The sequence below is a fragment of the Klebsiella sp. CTHL.F3a genome (assembly GCF_019890895.1).
Lineage (GTDB): Bacteria > Pseudomonadota > Gammaproteobacteria > Enterobacterales > Enterobacteriaceae > Klebsiella > Klebsiella grimontii.
On record NZ_CP082360.1, the window covers coordinates 4,513,171 to 4,532,759 of the forward strand.

At 55.3% G+C, this 19,589-nt stretch carries 16 protein-coding genes; 5 read left to right on the top strand and 11 right to left on the bottom strand.

Features of this window, described 5'->3' with window-relative positions:
• Positions 1 to 5: 5 nt before the first annotated feature.
• Complete coding sequence (locus K7H21_RS21255; protein ID WP_223035342.1) at positions 6 to 1,673, bottom strand: acyl-CoA synthetase FdrA; 1,668 nt, start codon at positions 1,671 to 1,673, stop codon at positions 6 to 8.
• 315 nt (positions 1,674 to 1,988) lie between these two features.
• On the opposite strand from K7H21_RS21255, the gene allD reads away from it, so the two are divergent.
• The 3 genes from allD to allE are packed head-to-tail and all read left to right on the top strand — an operon-like array spanning position 1,989 to position 5,088.
• Positions 1,989 to 3,038: an ureidoglycolate dehydrogenase gene (gene allD, locus K7H21_RS21260; protein ID WP_142444852.1), complete on the top strand. Its 1,050-nt coding sequence runs from the start codon at positions 1,989 to 1,991 to the stop codon at positions 3,036 to 3,038.
• 21 nt (positions 3,039 to 3,059) lie between these two features.
• Positions 3,060 to 4,295, top strand: a complete 1,236-nt coding sequence (allC, locus tag K7H21_RS21265) for an allantoate deiminase (RefSeq protein WP_049112235.1) — start codon at positions 3,060 to 3,062, stop codon at positions 4,293 to 4,295.
• Positions 4,296 to 4,305: 10 nt separating this feature from the next.
• Positions 4,306 to 5,088 (top strand): (S)-ureidoglycine aminohydrolase, encoded by a 783-nt coding sequence (gene allE, locus K7H21_RS21270; RefSeq protein ID WP_004130042.1) that lies wholly within the window; start codon positions 4,306 to 4,308, stop codon positions 5,086 to 5,088.
• A 76-nt stretch (positions 5,089 to 5,164) separates the two neighbouring features.
• Here the strand turns inward: allE and glxK are convergent, their stop codons facing one another.
• The 10 genes from glxK to allA form a co-directional block, all read right to left on the bottom strand.
• The gene (glxK, locus tag K7H21_RS21275) at positions 5,165 to 6,310 is read right to left on the bottom strand and encodes a glycerate 3-kinase (protein WP_112165779.1); all 1,146 of its coding nucleotides are present in this window, start codon (positions 6,308 to 6,310) and stop codon (positions 5,165 to 5,167) included.
• An 18-nt stretch (positions 6,311 to 6,328) separates the two neighbouring features.
• Complete coding sequence (locus tag K7H21_RS21280) at positions 6,329 to 7,639, bottom strand: uracil/xanthine transporter (RefSeq protein ID WP_223035343.1); 1,311 nt, start codon at positions 7,637 to 7,639, stop codon at positions 6,329 to 6,331.
• A 172-nt stretch (positions 7,640 to 7,811) separates the two neighbouring features.
• A complete protein-coding gene (gene allB / locus K7H21_RS21285; protein ID WP_004130035.1) occupies positions 7,812 to 9,173 on the bottom strand; it encodes an allantoinase AllB in 1,362 nt (453 codons plus the stop codon).
• 120 nt (positions 9,174 to 9,293) lie between these two features.
• The gene (locus K7H21_RS21290) at positions 9,294 to 10,748 is read right to left on the bottom strand and encodes an allantoin transporter (protein ID WP_223035344.1); all 1,455 of its coding nucleotides are present in this window, start codon (positions 10,746 to 10,748) and stop codon (positions 9,294 to 9,296) included.
• A 79-nt stretch (positions 10,749 to 10,827) separates the two neighbouring features.
• A complete protein-coding gene (locus K7H21_RS21295; protein WP_223035345.1) occupies positions 10,828 to 12,084 on the bottom strand; it encodes an MFS transporter in 1,257 nt (418 codons plus the stop codon).
• A 53-nt stretch (positions 12,085 to 12,137) separates the two neighbouring features.
• Positions 12,138 to 13,016: a 2-hydroxy-3-oxopropionate reductase gene (gene glxR / locus K7H21_RS21300; protein WP_004130026.1), complete on the bottom strand. Its 879-nt coding sequence runs from the start codon at positions 13,014 to 13,016 to the stop codon at positions 12,138 to 12,140.
• Between the two features lie 135 nt (positions 13,017 to 13,151).
• Positions 13,152 to 13,928 carry a hydroxypyruvate isomerase gene (gene hyi / locus K7H21_RS21305; protein WP_049112233.1) on the bottom strand — a complete coding sequence of 259 codons (777 nt, stop codon included), beginning with the start codon at positions 13,926 to 13,928 and terminating at the stop codon, positions 13,152 to 13,154.
• A gap of 13 nt (positions 13,929 to 13,941) precedes the next feature.
• A complete protein-coding gene (gene gcl, locus K7H21_RS21310) occupies positions 13,942 to 15,723 on the bottom strand; it encodes a glyoxylate carboligase (protein ID WP_004130019.1) in 1,782 nt (593 codons plus the stop codon).
• Positions 15,724 to 15,811: 88 nt separating this feature from the next.
• Positions 15,812 to 16,630 carry an HTH-type transcriptional repressor AllR gene (gene allR / locus K7H21_RS21315; protein WP_004130016.1) on the bottom strand — a complete coding sequence of 273 codons (819 nt, stop codon included), beginning with the start codon at positions 16,628 to 16,630 and terminating at the stop codon, positions 15,812 to 15,814.
• 91 nt (positions 16,631 to 16,721) lie between these two features.
• On the bottom strand, positions 16,722 to 17,204 hold the full coding sequence (allA, locus tag K7H21_RS21320; protein ID WP_004130014.1) for an ureidoglycolate lyase: 483 nt from the start codon (positions 17,202 to 17,204) through the stop codon (positions 16,722 to 16,724).
• Positions 17,205 to 17,415: 211 nt separating this feature from the next.
• Between allA and allS the strand changes: the two genes are divergently transcribed.
• Together allS and mnmH are read left to right on the top strand one after the other, a co-directional pair.
• Positions 17,416 to 18,339 (top strand): HTH-type transcriptional activator AllS, encoded by a 924-nt coding sequence (gene allS / locus K7H21_RS21325; protein WP_049112232.1) that lies wholly within the window; start codon positions 17,416 to 17,418, stop codon positions 18,337 to 18,339.
• A gap of 87 nt (positions 18,340 to 18,426) precedes the next feature.
• The gene (gene mnmH / locus K7H21_RS21330; RefSeq protein WP_049112240.1) at positions 18,427 to 19,506 is read left to right on the top strand and encodes a tRNA 2-selenouridine(34) synthase MnmH; all 1,080 of its coding nucleotides are present in this window, start codon (positions 18,427 to 18,429) and stop codon (positions 19,504 to 19,506) included.
• Positions 19,507 to 19,589 lie beyond the last annotated feature (83 nt).

The window sequence follows — 19,589 nt, forward strand, 5'->3', positions numbered from 1 at the left end:
ACCTCTTATTGCAAACGTTCTAATAAACGAGCCAGTTTCTTATTTCCCCCGGCGATCGGCGCCCACTGGTAGTGAACAACCGACGTTCCGGCGGACTGCAAATCGAGCGCAAAGCTGCGCAGGCCGGCGTTAATCACCGCCACGCCGTCCAGCAGGCTGGCGCGCGGGGTCGGCGCGGCTTTGCGCTGCGGGCTAATCAGTGCGACGGCAAGCAAAGTGGCTTCCGGGAGACTATCGACCACCACGATCCCCGCATCTTCAAGCTCGGCAATCTGACGGGAACGGCCCTGCGGATCGCTTTCGGTCCCGGTCACCGTGGCGATAACGTGCAGCGGATATCTGTCGTCCCTGACCGCCCAGGCCCGCAGGCATGCTTCAACCAGCGAGGCGGCCGGATCGGCGGTGGCGCCATAGCCAATCACCACGTCCAGCAGCAGTACTCCTACCTGAGTTTGCTCGCCGAGTTCGGCAATCAGCTGGTTGCGCAGAGAGGGATCGATCATCGGATGCGGGCGGCCAACGGTGTAAAAATCATCGCCGAGATCGACGACCCGGTGGCCCTGCGCGTTGAGCATCAGGCCCTGCGGATGATGCGCATCGGGGACGATGCGCAGCCGTTCAGCCAGCAGTCCGGCGGATTCCGCCGCCAGCGTGCCGCCGGTATATAAACCGCGAATCTGCATGCCCGTTGCCGCAGGCAGGGATTGCTGGTGTCGCACGACCCGCGCCAGCAGGCAGGCCAGACGCCCGGCCTCGTCAAGCGTGCGGGCAAACCAGACGTTTTCATCGCGCAGCGTGTCTGGCACATAGCCGAGGAATAGCGCGACTACCGGTTTACCGCTGCGCTTCATGCCGCCAATCACCTTCAGGCGTACCGCCTCGGCGGGAGGCTTAGAAACAAAAGCCAGCACCTGGCTCTGCTCATCATGGGTCAGCATTTCCAGGGCCGTTTGCGCGCTGAGGCCGCCCACTTCGGCGCTCAGGTCTCGACCGCCAAGACCAATCGCATGGCTGATCCCTTCGCCGCCGAGCACAATCTGCGAGACCAGTTCCTGAATACCGGTACCGGACGCGCCAATTACGCCGATATTGCCGTCCGGCGTGACGTTGGCGAAAGCCAGCGGGGTGCCGGCGATCGAAGCGGTGCCGCAGTCCGGCCCCATCACCAGCAGCCCTTTATCGCGGGCGCGGGTTTTCAGGGCGATTTCATCTTCCAGCGTGACGTTGTCGGAGAAGATCATCACGTTTTTCTCGCTGCTGAGCGCCTGATGGGCAAGCTCCGCGGCGTACTCCCCGGCAACGGATATTAAGGCCATATTGGCCTGCGGCAGCTTCTGCGTTGCGCTTTGCCAGCGGCGAACCACGCTCAGGCTCTGGCTTTGCCCGCTACCCTGCGCCAGGGCGGCCAGAGCTTCATCAAGACGGGCGATAATCATTTCCGTCACCGACGCATCCGCACAATCGGCGCGAATCGCCACGCAAATATCATTCGGCGTCGCCGCGGCAAAATCGTCGTGCCAAAAGCCGGTGGTTTCCAGCAGCGATTTATTTGCCGGTGTCCCCATCATCACCGAAACATCGTCGACATTTTCCGACTCGCTCAGCTTGCGCGAAATAATCATTAAGCTGACTGAATCCTGAAAACAGCCCTTTTTAATAAAGGCATGGATCATAATAACTCCCCAATAATTGCACCCATTGCAATTGAATGAGCATGGATAATCTGCAATCAGGCTAACGAGATAACGTGGCCGTCGGCGTGACCAAAATCACATCAAATTTATTACACAACGTTTTTAAATAAAGCCCAGTACATTAGCAGGGGGTTTTTAACGAATAGATTGACGGGGTTATTTCTGATAAATCTATAGTGATTATTAAATAAAATCTAACACTATATATTTACCAATACAGATCACAATTTAAGTTTATTTTCCCCGTATTTTATTGGTCAGTCAGGCTCTACACCGTCGTTAAAAGGAAGACAGATGAAAGTCAGTCGGGAAACACTTCATCAGCTTATTGCCAATAAGCTGAACACAGCAGGGCTTACTCGTCATCACGCGGATATTATTGCCGATGTGCTGGTTTATGCCGATGCAAGAGGCATTCATTCGCACGGCGCGGTACGCGTTGAATATTATGCGGAACGTATTTCAAAAGGCGGAACTAACCGTCAACCCAACTTTACCTTTGAAAAAACCGGCCCCTGCAGCGGTATTTTACATGCCGATAACGCCGCTGGTCAGGTCGCCGCCAAAATGGGCATGGAGCACGCGATAGCATTAGCCGAGGAAAACGGCGTGGCCGTGGTCGGCATTCGGCGCATGGGCCACAGCGGCGCCATCTCTTATTTCACCCGGCAGGCCGCCCGCGCCGGGTTTATCGGGCTTTCGCTATGTCAGTCAGACCCGATGGTCGTACCGTTTGGCGGGGCGGAAATCTATTACGGCACCAATCCGCTGGCCTTCGCCGCGCCCGGCGTGGGCGATGATATCATCACCTTCGACATGGCCACCACGGTGCAGGCCTGGGGAAAAATTCTCGACGCCCGCTCGCGCCATGAAACCATTCCCGATAGCTGGGCGGTGGATAAAAACGGCGCGCCGACCAGCGATCCTTTTGCCGTTCACGCCCTGCTTCCGGCAGCCGGCCCGAAAGGCTACGGCCTGATGATGATGATCGACGTCCTCTCCGGCATTTTGCTCAACCTGCCCTTCGGCCGCCAGGTCAGTTCGATGTACGAAAACCTGAGCCAGGGACGCGAACTGGGCCAGCTGCATATCGTCATCAACCCGGCATTTTTCTCCTCCAGCGCGCTATTCCGCCAGCATATTAGCGACACCATGCGTGAATTAAACGCCATTACGCCAGCGCCCGGATTTAATCAGGTTTATTACCCGGGGCAGAACCTGGATATCAATGAGAAAAACAGCACCGTCAACGGTATCGAGATCGTGGATGAGATTTATGACTATCTGCTTTCTGACGCTTTATATCACCGCTCTTATGAAACCCATTCCCCGTTTGCTCAATAAATTAAAATACAGGAGTTGCGTATGGCTCATTATTTTCGACAGGCAATTGAAGAAACATTGCCCTGGCTTTCCTCTTTCGGCGCCGACCCGACCGGAGGCCTGACCCGTCTGCTCTATTCGCCGGAATGGCTGCAGGCGCAGCAGGCGTTCAAACAAAAGATGAGCGAGAGCGGCCTGGAAACCCGCTTTGATGAAGTCGGCAACCTGTATGGCCGACTGCCCGGCACGCGCTTTCCCGATGAGGTTATCCTCAGCGGTTCGCATATTGATAGCGTCGTCAACGGCGGCAATCTTGACGGTCAGTTCGGCGCGCTGGCGGCCTGGCTGGCGGTACGCTGGCTAAAAGAGACCTACGGCGCGCCGCTGCGTACCGTCGAGGTTCTGGCGCTAGCGGAAGAAGAAGGTAGCCGCTTTCCTTACGTCTTCTGGGGCAGCAAAAATATCGTCGGTATCGCTAACCCGGCAGACGTGCGCGAGATTAAGGACGCCAAAGGCGTGGCGTTTGTTGAAGCCATGAAGCAGTGCGGATTCACTCTGCCCGCCGCCCCGCTGGCACCGCGCCGGGATATTAAAGCCTTCGTCGAACTGCATATCGAGCAGGGCCGGGTTCTGGAAACCAACAAGCAGTCCATCGGCGTGGTCAACGCCATCGTCGGACAGCGACGCTACACCATCACCCTCAACGGCGAGTCTAACCATGCCGGCACGACGCCAATGGGCTACCGCCGCGACACCGTTCAGGCTTTCAGCCGCATTTGCTGCGAATCTATTGCCAAAGCAAAGGCCCACGGCGACCCGCTGGTACTCACCTTCGGTAAAGTCGACCCGCAGCCGAATACCGTTAACGTGGTGCCGGGTAAAACGGTTTTCACCATGGACTGCCGCCACACCGATGCCCTTGAGTTAACGGCATTTACGGAAGTGATTGAAGCCGATATGCGGCGGATCTGCCAGGAAATGGAGATTGGCATTGAGGTCGACCTGTGGATGGATGAGGCCCCGGTTCCGATGGATAAAAAGCTGGTCGCCCAGCTCACCGCGCTTTGTGAGAAAGAGAAGGTCAATTTCCGCGTGATGCACAGCGGCGCGGGCCACGACGCGCAAATTTTCGCCCCCTGCTTCCCGACCTGCATGATATTTATGCCGAGCATCAATGGTATCAGCCATAACCCGGCGGAAAGTACGCATATCGAGGATCTGGCGGAAGGCGTGAAAACGCTCGCCTTAATGCTGTATCAACTGGCCTGGACTGAATAAGGAAAAGAGAATGGGTTATTTAAATAATGTGGTTGGCTATCGCGATGATTTACTGGCCAGCCGTTCCATCGTGCGTCACGGCAATTATGCGCTGCTGACGCCGGACGGTCTGGTCAAAAACATCATTCCGGGTTTTGCTCATTGCGATGTGACCATTCTGTCGACGCCGAAATTAGGCGCCAGCTTTGTCGATTATCTGGTCACGCTGCATGAAAACGGCGGCAATCAAAGCGGCTTCGGCGGCGAAGGGATTGAGACCTTTTTGTATGTGATTGAAGGTGAAATCACCGCCGGGGCGCAAGGCAAAAGCTTCCCACTAACCAAAGGCGGCTATATTTACTGCCCGCCGGGCGAGCGGGTCACCTTCATCAATAACTACTCAGGCGACAGCCAGCTGTTTCTCTACAAGCGCCGCTATATTGCGGTTGAGAATCACGCCCCTTATCTGGTTACCGGCAACGTCAGCCAGTTGGAGCGGATTCAGTATGAAGGAATGGAAGACGTTATCCTGATCGATTTCCTGCCAAAAGAGCTGGGCTTCGATATGAACATGCATATTCTCTCCTTCGAGCCAGGGGCCAGCCACGGTTATATCGAAACCCACGTGCAGGAGCACGGAGCCTATATTCTTTCCGGCCAGGGGGTATATAACCTCGACAACAACTGGGTGCCGGTGAAGCAAGGCGACTATATCTTTATGGGCGCTTATTCACTGCAGGCGGGATACGGCGTTGGGCGCGAAGCGTTCAGCTATATCTACTCGAAAGATTGCAACCGCGACGTTGAGATCTGATTGTCACTGATTAAATTCACCTTTTTTGTTTAGCTATGTTGGATTTTGCCACGGTGAGAACCGTGGCATTTTTTATTCAGCCAGGCATGTTCTGCCCAAGCTTGATGGCGCAGGCAATATTGCGCGCACAGGCGTAGAGGTTGTGCTCGCCGCGCTCCAGCACCTCGGCCAACGGCGCCAGCGCGGGAAGAATGCTAAAGACCGCGTCAATACCGTGCTGATGCACCGCTTCAACGCCGTCACCCAGCACGCCGGCGATACCGATAACCGGAATGCCGTGCTTTTTGGCAATCCGCGCCACGCCAACCGGCGCTTTGCCACCAACGGTTTGTGAATCCATTCGTCCTTCGCCGGTGATCACCAGGTCCGCATCGCGCAACGCCGCCTCCAGATGAACCGCTTCCAGCACAATATCGATGCCCGATTTCAGCGTAGCGTTAAGGAAAACCCGGGCCGCCGCGCCCATTCCTCCGGCCGCGCCGCCGCCCACCATCGCCGCGACATCCTGACCGGTAGCCGCCAGCAGTACCTGAGCGTAGTTTTGTAACCCGCGCTCCAGAACGGCAACCATTTCTAAACAGGCCCCTTTTTGCGGACCAAAAACCGCCGCCGCGCCGCGTTCGCCGAGCAGCGGATTATCAACGTCACAGGCCACCTCAATCCGGCAATCATGAAGGCGCGGCTCGAGGCCGCTTAGGTCTATTTTTGCTAACCGTTGTAACGCCCCGCCGCCGAGGCCGACGCTCTCGTCGTGCTCATCCAGAAAGCGCACCCCCAGCGCCTGGGCCATGCCCATGCCGCCATCCACCGTGGCGCTGCCGCCGATACCGAGAATAATATGGCGAACGCCAGCGTCCAGCGCGTGGCGAATCAGCTCGCCGGTGCCGTAGCTGGTGGCCCGCAGAGGATTACGTTCCCCGGCGGGAACCAACATCAGCCCGCTGGCCGCCGCCATCTCAATAAATGCGGTTTGCCCATCGCCGCTCAGGCCATAAAACGCCCCGACAAAATTGCCCATCGGCCCCATCACCGGCAGCATCACCATTTTGCCCTCGGTGGCCTCAACCATTGCCTCAACCGTCCCCTCGCCGCCGTCGGCGATCGGCAGGCAGACGCAATCCGCCTGCGGGAAAATTGAGACAAAGCCCGCCTTTATCGCCTGGGCGCAGCGGCTGGCGCTGACGCTCTCTTTGAAAGAGTCCGGTGCAATAATAATTTTCATTGTTCATCCTTTTTGCTGTCATGACTTAATACGATCCCAGGGAATGAGATTTTCCATCACTACCGCCAGCAGCACGCCGATTAATAAGCCGTTGCCTAACAGCGGTCGGATTATCAGAGGTAGCGTCTGGAGATAAACTGGCGGCAGCCCCATTAAAAAAATGCCGATAAAGAGCGGCAGAGCCAGCCGGTAGATATTTCGCGCGGTGAAGGTAATTTGTTTACTGAACGATAAGCTGGAATATAACAATGGGAGATATGAGACCAGCATGACCGCGCTGCTGATCGGCAGAGGCAGCGTAGTAAAAAAGTGGGTCAGCGGCGTAAACAGCCCAACCAGCAGGCAGCACAGGCAGCCGATAATAAACGGCTGGCGCGAGGTTTCTCCGGTTTGGGTTAATAAGCCTATCGATGAAACAAAGGGCGAAAACGGCACCACGCTGAGCGGAACCGTTATTAGAGTCATTAATCCGGAGATAATAAAGCTGCGCCGGTAACGGCTATTGCTGGCGCCCTGCTCGGGATAAAAAATGTCGCTACCGCGAATAGCGCCGTAGGTATTGGTAATATTGACCAGCCCGGCCAGCAGCGCCGTCAAAATAATACCTGGACGTAACGCCCCCCCGTAGCCAAGCGGAAAACACTGCCAGTGAATCGGGCCGGAAGCGGCCGTGGCGGGCGGCGTGCGAAACAGCAGGTACCAGCCTCCCCATCCCGCCAGGGTTCCTGTCAGCAGAGCGTAGCGGGCGATGCCGTCCGGGAGAAAAATAATCATCCCCAGCACCAGCATCATTACCGCCAGCGCCAGGCTAAACGGCGCCAGCTGAATGCCCACGCTGGCCTGGGCCGAACTAAAGGGCAGCCCGAGCATGCCTTTAAAAAATATAGTCGTCAGCTGCGCGCCGAGCAGCAGCATAAAAAAGACCATGACCGTCGGGCTAAAGAGCTTCGCCAGGCGATGGCCGATGCCGCTCACGCCGATGATGATGGTGAATATCGCCGACAGAAATATACCGACCGCCAGGCTGGCCGCAATGCTGTCAAACGGGGTGCCGCGCGCGGCTTCGCCGACGGTGACGGTCAGAATAGTGCTCCACCATAGTCCCGTTGGGCCTTCCATAATCGCGCGACGGTGGCCCAGCAGCGCCTGCGCCAGGCACGCCAGCCCGGTGGTGATAAAACCGTATTGGGTAAGCGTAATCAGCGCGCTGGCGGGGAGCTGAAAAGCAGACTGTAATGTTGGCGGTACCACGACGGTGTTGCAGAAGATAAAGAAGAACCATTGAAATCCCGCCAGGGTGTTTCGTTGATTTAGCGGCAATACCACCATGATAAAATCCTGACAAAGCGCCTGACGTTGAACAGACGCTAAACATTGAACGAAGTAGGTTATGCCCCGGGCGCGGCTTGCGCCTTACCCGGGCTACAAAACCCGCGCGACGTCAGGTTCGTAGCCCGGATAAGAGGTTTACGCCGCAGTCCGGGAATGCAACGGTTCCCCGTTACTGCTGATGCTTAAGGATAAATTTCCCCTTCGGCGCCTGCGGGAAGCCCTGCTCAATGTCATAAATCACCTCGCCGCGCAGGATGGTTTTAGTGATACGCGCGCCAATCTTACGGCCAACGTAAGGACTGACTTTATGCCGGTATTCGAGGTCCTCCGCCTGCAGGACGTAGCTGCTGTTTGGCTGAATAAACACCAGGTCGGCGTCTTTGCCCGGGGCAATGCGCCCCTTCTGCTTCAGGCCGAAAATATCGGCGGCGTTGGTCGCCATCAGACGAGCAAACTGCGGCAGAGGCATACCGCGCTTTTGCACCGCTTCATCAAACATCACGTCCATGCAGCTCTGCAGACCGGCAATCCCGCCCCAGGCCTGCATGATATTGCCCGCCTTCATTTCCGGCGGGCACGGAGAGTGGTCGGACACCAGGCAGTCTATTTCGCCGTTGAACAGCTTCTCCCACATTCCCTTCTGGTTCTTCGCGTCGCGGATCGGCGGAGAGCACTTCGCCAGGGTGCCAATCGCTTCGAACTGCTCGGTATCCAGCACAAAGTAGTGCGGACAGGATTCGCAGGTGACGTCCTGTCCCTCCTGACGCGCACGGGTCACTTCGGCGACCCCTTCCGGGCTGCTGATGTGGCATACGTGCAGGCGACAACCGGCGACTTTCGCCAGATAGAGGACGCGGCGGATCGCCTCGACTTCGGTGAACACCGGACGCGACGCAACATAATCATGCGCCGTCACGCGGCCTTCTCTTTTTGCTTCTTCGCCGAGCTCATCGCAGATCAGCGCATTTTCACAATGCACCAACACGGTCTGCTTCATTTCGGCCAGCTTTTGCGCCCCTTTGAAAAACTGCCAGTCGTTGACGTCGCGGAAGTCGTTGTCGATCCCGCGATCGCCGCAGGTGGCGACAAAGCATTTGAAGCCCACCACGCCCACATCATCCAACTCGTGCAGTCGGTCCAGGTTATAGGAGACCAGCCCGCCAAGCTGCGCGGCATCGATGGTCAGTTTGCCCTTCGCTGCGTCGAATTTCAGCTCAATGGTCTCTCGATCGACGGTAGCCGGCAGCTGGTTCAGCGGCATTTCGATCATCGTAGTGATGCCGCCTTTTGCCGCCGCGCGGGTACCCGTTTCGTATCCTTCCCAGTGGGTACGACCCGGCTCAGAGATGTGCGTATGCGCATCAACCATCCCCGGCGAAACGATCAGGCCCGCGGCATCCATGATCTGTTTCGCTTCGCCCAGGTTTTCACCGATAGCGGCAATTTTGCCGTCGGCAACCGCGATATCCACCACCCGCGATTCGTTTTCCAGAATAACGGTGCCGTTTTTAATGATTAAATCAAAAGACATATAAAACTCCTTGTAGGTATACACGCCATATTTCTGCTTGCAGCCGCGTGGGCTGTACCAGCAATGGCTTTGGCTATTGATGCTTCATCCCTGAAATAAAGCTTCCTCTTGATAAGAAAATCAGCTCACAACGTCCGGGTGCGAAATATTATTCGGCAGCGCCCGTTTTTTTAGTAACGCGTATGCGGCAAAAGCGACGATAACGCCAACAAACCACGACACGCGGGAGAACGGTTCAAGCAGCGGAATAAATTTTCCGCCGAGCGATAAAATCACCGCCACGATGGTGACCAGGAATGCAGTAACGTTAAATCCATTATCGAAATATTTATAATCCCCAGCTGCGGCATACAGCTCATCAAGATTAATCCGCCCACGCATAACGACAAAATAATGCGCCATCATTACGCCAATAACCGGGCCCAGCATGCCGCCGATAATATCGAGAAAAAGATAAATACTGTCCTGATTCTCCATTAATTTCCATGGGCAGATCAGCAGACTAATGATGCTGGCGATCAGTACACCGTTTTTATAGGTTAATTTAGTCGGCGCAATTGCCGCGATTTGATAGCCTGCCGGAATAATATTACCGGTGGCGTTGGTGGAGATCGTGGTCATTAATATCACCAGCACCGCAAAGAAAGAAGCAAACAGGCTGTCCCATTTCTGCACAATATCCAGCACGTTCCAGGTGTCCATACCATAATGGATACTGGCGCCGGCGATAATGCACACTCCGGCCACCGCGAACAAAATATAAGCTACGACCAGACCAAGCGTTTGACCCAGGGCCTGCTCGCGAAACGAACGCGCGTTCTGGGTAAAATCCGAGGCGCTGACCGCCGGTGCCGCCCAGACGGCAACGACCGCATTGATGACCACCAGGAACAAGAAGCCGGTATGCTCCGCTTTTGCCACTCCGGTTGGCAAATAGTCGAGAATAGGGCTAATCCCGACCAGCGAAATAGCCCAGATAGCCATGCCGCCGAAGACAATGTAGATGCAGGGGTTGAGGATGGCGGTAAATTTATTGAGTACTTTTCCGCCGCCGAAACCAATGCCGACGTTAATCAGCCAGAAGACCAGAAAGGCGATCAGCCCAGGCAGCGACAGCCCCAGCAGCTTAAAATCACCGCCAAGGGTCAGAAACGCAGGCCACAGTTTGCCTAATAAGATCAGGAATGCCAGCGAGCCGGCATAGCATTGCAAACCAAACCACATAATCGCCGCAATACCGCCTCTGAGCAGGCCGGGTAATAACGCCCCGCGCACCCCATAGGAGGCTCTTAAAATCATAGCGAAGGGTACGCCGTATTTACTTCCGGCAGCGCCATTAAACACCATAACCGCGGCAATAATAAAAGCACTCAATATTATTGCCATCATTATGCTAAACGTTGATAGTCCGAGAATAAAAAAACCACCAACCATCACATAATTAGGTACGTTGTGTACGGATCCCATCCATAAGGTAAAATAGTTAAATGTCTTCCAGTTACGCTGCGATTCTAATTTTGGTAATAGATCGTCGCTATAACCTCTGGATTTGTACAGGTCTTGAGCTTGTTCCATAATTCCCTCTTAATACGCATCGGATTACGTTTGTAGGTTTAGCTATGTGGAACAACAAATTAATAATTTTTATTTTTTATTATACTGGGATTGTCTTTGACTGTATTTTGTTCTTACGCAAGGTAATCAATGCAAACAGTATCGTTCCGGTAATAACTAGCCCGGCAGACATCACAAAACTAATTTCTTTTGACCCGGTCAGATCAGAAATAAAACCGGTGAGCGTCGGGGCAACAACCGCTGAACTCATACCAAAGAAATTAAACAGGCTAAAGGCACGACCTAATGTTTTTGCGGACGCCAGCTCGGAAACGAACGAGATAAGAATCGGGTCAACGGCCATTTTACCGAGCAGTCCATACAGCACCAGGCTGATCATCAGCATGGTAGTATTCGGCGACAGAACGGTAAACATCAGCATTGCCGCGGCAACAATCTCCAGCCCGAGAATCACTTTGACTTTACTGTCGCGGAATTTATCCGAAAGATGGCTGAAGAACAGCGCGCCCGGCACCCCGACCACTGCCACCAGTGCGGAAGCAAAACCAATGGCGCCGCCGTCAAAGCCGCGTTCGGTCTGCAGATAAGAAGGCAGCCAGGTGACGATCAGGTAGTAGCCGTAGCAGGTGCAGAAATAGAGAAAGTAGACGCTGCACAGCAGCGGCGAAAACAGCGGCGCCGATTTTTCTTCTGCCGACGGGAATGATGCCGAGGCGTTATTTTTATTTTCCGCTACGGCGGGCTCTTTCCGCTTGCGACGAATCACCAGGGTAAACACGCAGAGCATCACCACCAGGATCGCGGCGACAATAAACAACACGTTTTGCCAGGCCATATGCATGCTTTTGACCAGAATGCTTGAGCCAATCAGGCCAATCCCCATCCCGATGGCCGAGCCGCTGTTGATAATGGCGTTAGCCAGCGCCCGACGCTCCTGCGGCACGTTGGCCGAGGAGAGCGAATAGGCGGAGCTGAAGAAGGAAGCGCAGCCGGCACCGGCCAGCAGCGAGCCGATATAAATCAGCGTCAGATTTCCCGCATTAGCAATACTCAGCGTACCAATAATGAACAGCGAGAAACCACACATCAGCATAATTTTCTGCCCCAGTTTATCAACCAGAATACCGCAGGGGATCTGCATTCCGCAGTAGGCAAGAAAATAGAAGCTGGCTATCGCGCCAATTTCAGCGTTACTGACGTTGCCTAAGGACGCCTGAATTTCCGGATAAATAGGCGTTAATACGGTACGATAAATCCATATTGCCACCCAGCCCAGACTCATTACCACGACTATTTTCTTCCAATAGTCGATACCTGTTTTATTGATAGTATCCATAAATTCACCCGTGAGGTTTAAAAAATGCTGCCGGAATCGGCAGCATTTTCTCATTACGATATTTTATGATTCGCCATTAATTCAAGCGCCTGAACTAAAGACGAGTGATCTAATTCGCCACCGCCGTTGGCGGCGCAGGTATTAAATAGCTCCTGACAGGTTGCCGTATTCGGTAAATTAAGCGCCAGCGCTTTCGCGCTCTGCAATGCCAGATTAAGATCCTTCTGGTGCAGGGAAATTTTAAAACCGGGATTAAACGTCCGGTTCAACATTCTTTCGCCATGTACCTCCAGAATACGCGAGGAGGCGAAGCCGCCCATCAGCGCCTGACGCACGCGAGCGGGATCGGCGCCGGCTTTAGACGCGAAAACCAGCGCTTCGGAGACCGCTTCAATATTCAGCGCGACGATAATCTGATTGGCGACTTTACAGGTCTGCCCGTCGCCATTACCGCCGACGAGGGTGATGTTTTTACCCAAAATATCAAACAGCGGCTTCACGCGAGCAAACACGTTTTCGTCGCCGCCGACCATAATAGAGAGCGTACCTTCACGCGCGCCAATTTCGCCGCCGGATACTGGCGCATCCAGATAATCTGCGCCCAAATCCCGCACCTGCTGCGCAAAACGCTTGGTTTCAATCGGCGAAATAGAGCTCATATCGACGATGGTTTTGCCCTTCAGCGCCGCGCTGGCGCAGCCGTGTTCGCCAAACAGAACGTCGGCGACCTGTGGGGTATCAGGAACCATGATAAAAATAATCTCCGACTGCTCCGCGACCTGCTCTGCGGTAGCCAGATGCTGCGCGCCCTGCTTGAGCAGTTCTTCAGCAACCGGACCGATGGTGGTCACATGCAGCGCGTGGCCCGCTTTGGCAAGTCGGAGCGCCATCGGAGTGCCCATAATACCTAAACCAATAAATCCCAGTTTCATACCTTTCCTCTCAAAATTTCTGTTTCGATTTATACCCTGAACATCTGCTGCGTAAAGCATGACGGGTATATTTGAGCAATAGTTATCCCTTCCTGGAAATGGAATAATAAATACTGCCCAAAGATAAATTAAAAATTAACGGTAGCGATTAAACCATGTCAGGCCCGCTTCAGTGGTCGTCAGCGGTTTATATTCGCAGCCGACCCAACCGTCATAATTTGATTTATCGATAAATTTAAAAAGATAATCGTAATTAATTTCTCCAGTTCCCGGCTCACCGCGTTCCGGGTTATCGGCAATCTGTAAATGACCAATTCGGTTGGCATAAGTTTGCATCGTATGGGTTAATTCACCCTCCATGCGCTGCATATGATAAATATCGTACTGGATTTTCAGATTATCGCTGCCGACCTCATCAATGAGCGCCAGCGCCTGATGCGTGGTATTCAGATAAAACCCCGGCATATCGAAGTAATTAATCGGCTCAATCAGCAGCAGGATCCCCTCCTGGGCCAGCGCGGCGGCGGCAAAACGTAAATTAGCCACCAGCGTGGAGCGGATATGATCTTCGCGATAGCCCACCGGAGTTTTACCGACCAGGCAGTTGATTTTGCAATTGCCCAGCGCTTTAGCGTAGCGGATCGCGGCGTCAACGCCTTCGCGAAACTCCGCTTCGCGACCGGGAATACAGGCTATGCCGCGCTCCCCTGCCGCCCAGTCGCCAGCGGGTAGATTATGCAAGGTATGCTCCAGCCGGTTATCACTCAGCTTTTGTTTTAATACCTCCGGCGCATAATCATACGGAAACATAAATTCAACGGCGCGAAAACCGCAGGCCGCTGCTTTCTCAAAACGATCCAGAAAATCATATTCCACAAATAACATCGAAAGGTTGGCAGAGAAGCGCAACATAGTTTCACCTCATTTATTCATATTTCATAAAGCAGGTTTCGGTTGGCGCATCGATGGCGCTATCGGCTACATCTTCGAATTCCGTTACGTTATCCAGTTCGCTGCCCATCGAAATATTGGTCACACGCTCAAGGATCACCTCCACGACCACCGGCACGCGATACTGTTTCATCCACGCTTTTGCCTGCGCAAAGGCGGGCGCAATCTCCTCCGGTTTAAAGACGCGAATGGCTTTACAGCCGAGACCTTCTGCGACTTTGACGTGATCGACGCCGTAGCCGTTCACTTCGCTAGAGTTGATATTTTCGAACGCCAGCTGGACGCAGTAATCCATATCGAACGCGCGCTGCGACTGACGAATCAGGCCCAGATAAGCGTTGTTTACCAGCACGTGGACGTAAGGAATATTGAACTGCGCGCCCACCGCCAGCTCTTCAATCAGGAACTGGAAGTCGAAGTCGCCGGAGATCGCGACCACGTTGCGCTCCGGGTCGGCGGCGCAAACGCCCAGCGCGGCAGGAAGCGTCCAGCCCAGCGGCCCCGCCTGACCGCAGTTGATCCAGTGGCGATCTTTAAACACGTGCAGCATCTGTGCGGCGGCGATTTGCGACAGGCCGATGGTGGTGACGTAGCACACGTCGCGGCCAAAGGCTTTGTTCATCTCTTCATAAACGCGCTGCGGTTTGACCGGCACGTTATCGAAGTGGGTTTTACGCAGCAGCGTGCGCTTGCGCTCCTGACACTCGGCAACCCAGCGTTCGCGGCGCGGCAGGCGGCCCTCTTTTTGCATCTGCTGCGCAATATCCACCAGCTGAGTCAGCGCCGCTTTCGCATCGGACACGATGCCTAAATCCGGGCACAGTACGCGGCCAATCTGCGTCGGTTCGATATCGATATGGATGATTTTACGACCTGCGGTGTACTTCTCGACCGAACCGGTATGACGGTTGGCAAAGCGGTTGCCGATACCAAATACCAGGTCGGAGGCCAGCAGCGTGGCGTTGCCGTAGCGATGCGCGGTTTGTAAGCCGACCATTCCGGCCATCAGCTCGTGGTCATCCGGGATACAGCCCCAGCCCATCAGCGTCGGGATCACCGGTACATGGGTAATTTCGGCAAATTGCTGCAACAGCGCTGCGGCATCGGCATTAATCACCCCGCCGCCGGCGACAATCACCGGACGCTCCGCCATCAGCAGCATCGCCAGCGCGCGTTCGATCTGCGGACGCGTCGCCACGGGTTTATACGCCGGGAGCGGCGCATACAGCTCAGGGTCAAATTCGATTTCCGCGACCTGGACATCATAAGGCAGGTCGATCAGCACCGGCCCCGGTCTACCGGAGCGCATCAGGTGGAATGCCTGCTGCAGCACGCCCGGCACCAGCGCCGCTTCGCGGACGGTCACCGCCATCTTAGTGACGGGTTTAGCGATGGACTCAATATCGACCGCCTGGAAATCTTCTTTATGCAGACGCGCGCGCGGCGCCTGGCCAGTGATGCACAAAATAGGAATGGAGTCGGCGGAGGCGGAGTACAGCGCGGTGATCATATCCGTTCCCGCCGGGCCCGATGTTCCCAGGCATACGCCGATATTGCCTGCCGTGGCGCGGGTATAGCCTTCCGCCATATGAGACGCGCCTTCCACGTGGCGGGCCAGAATATGACGGATCCCGCCGTGCTTGCGCATCGCCGAATAGAACGGGTTAATCGCCGCGCCGGGCACGCCAAATGCGGTTGTAATCCCTTCTTTTTCCAGTACATACATTGCCGCGTCGACGGCTCTCATTTTCGCCATTTTTTACTACCTCGCTATATTGGAAAAATTTTCCAAATTTTAATAAAACCAAAAAAGTCCCGCTCCGCAGAGCGGGTCGGTTCGGCTATCAATCAGCCTGGGGTTTGAGTCCCAGCGCGGTGCTGATATTCCTTGCCGTCTCCCTTACCAGCTCTCCCTGGCTGATAAAACGGTCCGGGGTTAAGCGGGACGCCGGCCCGGAAATCGAAATCGCCGCCACCACGGACCCCACATCATCGTAAACCGCCGAAGCAATACAGTTTAATCCTGTCACGTGCTCCTCCTGGTCAATGCTGTAGCCGCAGGCTCGCGCCTCATCCAGATTCCGCTGCAGGACCGGCAAATCGACGATCGTCGCCGGCGTAAACCGCTGCAGTCCGGTCTTCACAATGACATCCACCAGCTCTTCCGACGACAGCGGATACAGCAGCGCTTTTCCGGCGCCTGAAGCATGCAGCGGTAGTCGGCTACCGAGCGGCGCGCACATCCTTACCATCGACTTGCACTCCTGCTGGCCAATCAGCACCGCTTCGTTGCCGTTGCGAATCGCCACATTGACGGTCTCGCCCGACATCAGCATCAGCCGGCGCATAAAGGGTCCGCCGACGGATAAAACATCCCGGTTGTGGATGTACGCCGAACCGATATTGAATGCGCCAAGTCCGATGTGCCACCAGCCTAACTGCGCATCCTGATACACAAAATCCGCGCCTTCCAGCACCTTAAGCAGACGAAAGGTGGTCGATAACGGTAAGTCCAGATTAAGGGAAATATCGCTGACCGACGAGCTGCCGCCGCTCTTTTCAAGGTATTGCAGTATCGCGATCCCTCTCTCCAGCGCCTGGGCGCCTTTTTGCGCGGAAGGCTCCTGCTGGCCCGGCCTTCCCCGCCTTCTCACTTCTGTCATACCTCGATTATCTCCGGCTCAAAACCTGAGCATAAATAGTGTGTAAGCGCCCACATGTTATGCAAGATAATCGATAGCGTCACGTGCAACCTCACGCAAAGCTCAACTCCACGGTCGGGATCTCCGCCACATCGCAGTTATCTTTTCCGCCGCGATCGACGGTTAAAAAATCGGTTTCGCTCTGCCAGGCAAACAGCGGATGATGCCAGACGTTACGGTGGTAATTGACCCCCTGACGGCCATTGGAGATAAACGCGCGCAGCGTAGTCATGTCCGGTTGATCGCCTCCTGCCGCGACCACCACGACAAAGGCTTCGCCGTTCATCGGCACAAACGCCTGGGTGCCCAGCGGATGACGCTCCAGCTCGGTGACGACAATCGGCAGCGCCGCCGGCTGGGCGCGGTTAATACTGATTAGCGTGCGCTCCTGCTGCAGGGTTTCCACCATGGCCAGATCGTGGAAACGCTGCACTTTGCCCTCATTGATATGGAAAAAATCATGTCCTTCCGTTTCGATAACGTCCCCATAGGGGCGGAAGGCTTCGCGCGTCAGCGGCAATACTTCAAGCTTCATTGCATATTCCTTAGTCATTAAAAACCGTTCCCCTCCTCATACCTTGAGGGTGAAAGATGTACCGGTCAATTCATGGCCATCTCAAAGTGGTATCAACTATAAGTTGGAATAATTTTCCAAAACCTGATTTAAGCCACATAATTGAAATGGCTATTATGAAAAAATACTTAAAAATCATGGGGGGAATTATTAAATTACGAGGAATATAGCGATGCTAGACCCCGAAACACTACGTACCTTTGTCAGCGTCGCGGAGACCGGCAGCTTCTCCAGAGCAGCGGAAAAACTCTATAAAACCACCGCCACCATTAGTTATCGCATCAAACTGCTGGAAGATAACACCGGCGTGGCGCTCTTTTCCCGCACCACGCGCAGCGTACTGCTGACCCCGGCCGGGATGCACCTGCTGGCGCAGGCCAGAGAGTGGCTTGGCTGGATTGATAGTATGCCCGGCGAGCTACAGCAGATAAACGACGGCGTGGAGCGCCAGGTCAATATTGTGGTGAATAACCTGATGTATGACCCGCAGGCCATCGCCCGGCTGCTGGCCTGGCTCAGCCAACGTTACCCCTTTACGCAGTTTCACTTTTCGCGACAAATTTATATGGGCGTCTGGGATACGCTTCTGCATGATGACTTTTCGCTGGCGATTGGCGTTACCGGCACCGAACCGTTAGGCGAAAATATTGCGGTCACCCCGCTGGGCGAAGTGTCCTGGCTCTTCGTGATGTCACCACATCACCCGCTCGGCCAGCAAAGCGATCCGCTATCGGAGGCCCAGCTACGTCGCTACCCTGCGGTCAATATTGAGGACAGCGCCCGGAGATTGACCAAGCGCGTCGCCTGGCGTCTGCCGGGGCAAAAAGAGATTGTGGTTCCCGATATCGAAACTAAAATCGCGGCGCATATCGCTGGCGTCGGCATCGGCTTTTTACCCGAGCCGCTGTGCCAGCCGCTTATCGCTCGCGGTGAGCTGATTGCCCGGCAGATCCCGGCGATGCGCCCCCCCTCTCCTCTGAGCCTCGCCTGGCGCAAAGATCATCATGGTAAAGCGGTGCAGGATATCGCCTCGCTGTTCGGCCATTCGGCCCCGGAAATCCAGGGATTTCTGACGCTATTCAGCGATACACCGTGAAAAATCAATTCAGCCTGTCGCTCACCGCGTACAATAGGAGGATTATCGCGTCGAGCGACGCGTCTGGATGGCTTAACGGTTTAAATGATGGAATTAGTCCCACAGAATATTCGGCAGATTCTCGCCAGCGATACGCCGCTGATTGACGTACGCGCCCCGGTCGAGTTCAGGCAAAGCGCCATGCCCGCGGCGGTCAACCTACCGTTGATGAACGACGACGAGCGCGCCGCCGTTGGCACCTGCTACAAGCGTCAGGGTCCGGAAGCCGCCCTTGCGCTGGGCCATCAGTTGGTGAACGGTGAGATTCGCGCCCGCCGCCTCGCCGCCTGGAAAGAGGCCTGCGCGCGTTACCCCGAAGGCTACCTGTGCTGCGCCCGCGGTGGCCAGCGTTCGCATATTGTGCAGCAGTGGCTGAAGGACGCTGGCGTGGATTACCCGCTGATTGCCGGCGGCTATAAAGCGCTGCGCCAGGCAGCTATTCAGCTTACCGAAGAGCTGGTGCAGCGTCCTATCGTGCTGATTGGCGGCTGTACCGGTAACGGTAAAACCCAGCTGGTCTGCACCCAGCCCGACGGCATCGATCTCGAGGGCCTCGCCCATCATCGCGGGTCTTCATTTGGCCGTACCCTGCAGGAGCAGTATCAGCAGGCAACCTTTGAAAATCATCTTGCCGTGGCGATGCTCAAAAAGTCAGAGCGGCAGACGCGCTGGGTGCTGGAAGATGAGGGGCATATGATCGGCGCCAATCACCTGCCGGAATGTATGCGTCTTCGCATGGCCCAGTCGCCGCTGGCGGTGGTGGAAGACCCGTTCGCCATCCGTCTTGAACGGCTGCGCGAAGAGTATTTTACCCGGATGCATCGCGATTTCATGGCGGCCTACGGCGAAGAGCAAGGCTGGCAGGCATATAGCGAATATCTGCACCATGGCCTGTTCGCTATCCGCCGCCGCCTCGGGTTACAGCGTTTTGCCCAGCTCACCGCCAGGCTTGATGAAGCTCTGCTGGAGCAGCAGCGCAGCGCCAGCACCGAAGCGCATTTCAGCTGGCTGGTTCCCCTGCTGAACGAGTATTACGACCCAATGTACCGCTACCAGCTCGGCAAAAAAGCGGAGAAGATTATTTTTCGCGGCAGCTGGCAGGACGTCGCCGACTGGCTGGCGCAATAGTCACATCCTTCCTTGTCCCGGCTTGCGGCGTAAATGCCTTAGCCGGGCTACAGGTCCGCAGACGGCGGTGAACCTCTAGCCCC

What these genes read in the sequence shown, in the direction of transcription:
- mnmH (WP_049112240.1), top strand. Translation starts at nt 18,427, where the DNA reads ATGGAATTAGTCCCACAGAATATTCGGCAGATTCTCGCCAGCGATACG.
- allD (WP_142444852.1), top strand. Translation starts at nt 1,989, where the DNA reads ATGAAAGTCAGTCGGGAAACACTTCATCAGCTTATTGCCAATAAGCTG.
- allA (WP_004130014.1), bottom strand. Translation starts at nt 17,204, where the DNA reads ATGAAGCTTGAAGTATTGCCGCTGACGCGCGAAGCCTTCCGCCCCTAT.
- glxK (WP_112165779.1), bottom strand. Translation starts at nt 6,310, where the DNA reads ATGAAAATTATTATTGCACCGGACTCTTTCAAAGAGAGCGTCAGCGCC.
- allS (WP_049112232.1), top strand. Translation starts at nt 17,416, where the DNA reads ATGCTAGACCCCGAAACACTACGTACCTTTGTCAGCGTCGCGGAGACC.
- K7H21_RS21280 (WP_223035343.1), bottom strand. Translation starts at nt 7,639, where the DNA reads ATGGTGGTATTGCCGCTAAATCAACGAAACACCCTGGCGGGATTTCAA.
- hyi (WP_049112233.1), bottom strand. Translation starts at nt 13,928, where the DNA reads ATGTTGCGCTTCTCTGCCAACCTTTCGATGTTATTTGTGGAATATGAT.
- gcl (WP_004130019.1), bottom strand. Translation starts at nt 15,723, where the DNA reads ATGGCGAAAATGAGAGCCGTCGACGCGGCAATGTATGTACTGGAAAAA.
- K7H21_RS21290 (WP_223035344.1), bottom strand. Translation starts at nt 10,748, where the DNA reads ATGGAACAAGCTCAAGACCTGTACAAATCCAGAGGTTATAGCGACGAT.
- K7H21_RS21255 (WP_223035342.1), bottom strand. Translation starts at nt 1,673, where the DNA reads ATGATCCATGCCTTTATTAAAAAGGGCTGTTTTCAGGATTCAGTCAGC.
- allR (WP_004130016.1), bottom strand. Translation starts at nt 16,630, where the DNA reads ATGACAGAAGTGAGAAGGCGGGGAAGGCCGGGCCAGCAGGAGCCTTCC.
- allE (WP_004130042.1), top strand. Translation starts at nt 4,306, where the DNA reads ATGGGTTATTTAAATAATGTGGTTGGCTATCGCGATGATTTACTGGCC.
- allC (WP_049112235.1), top strand. Translation starts at nt 3,060, where the DNA reads ATGGCTCATTATTTTCGACAGGCAATTGAAGAAACATTGCCCTGGCTT.
- glxR (WP_004130026.1), bottom strand. Translation starts at nt 13,016, where the DNA reads ATGAAACTGGGATTTATTGGTTTAGGTATTATGGGCACTCCGATGGCG.
- K7H21_RS21295 (WP_223035345.1), bottom strand. Translation starts at nt 12,084, where the DNA reads ATGGATACTATCAATAAAACAGGTATCGACTATTGGAAGAAAATAGTC.
- allB (WP_004130035.1), bottom strand. Translation starts at nt 9,173, where the DNA reads ATGTCTTTTGATTTAATCATTAAAAACGGCACCGTTATTCTGGAAAAC.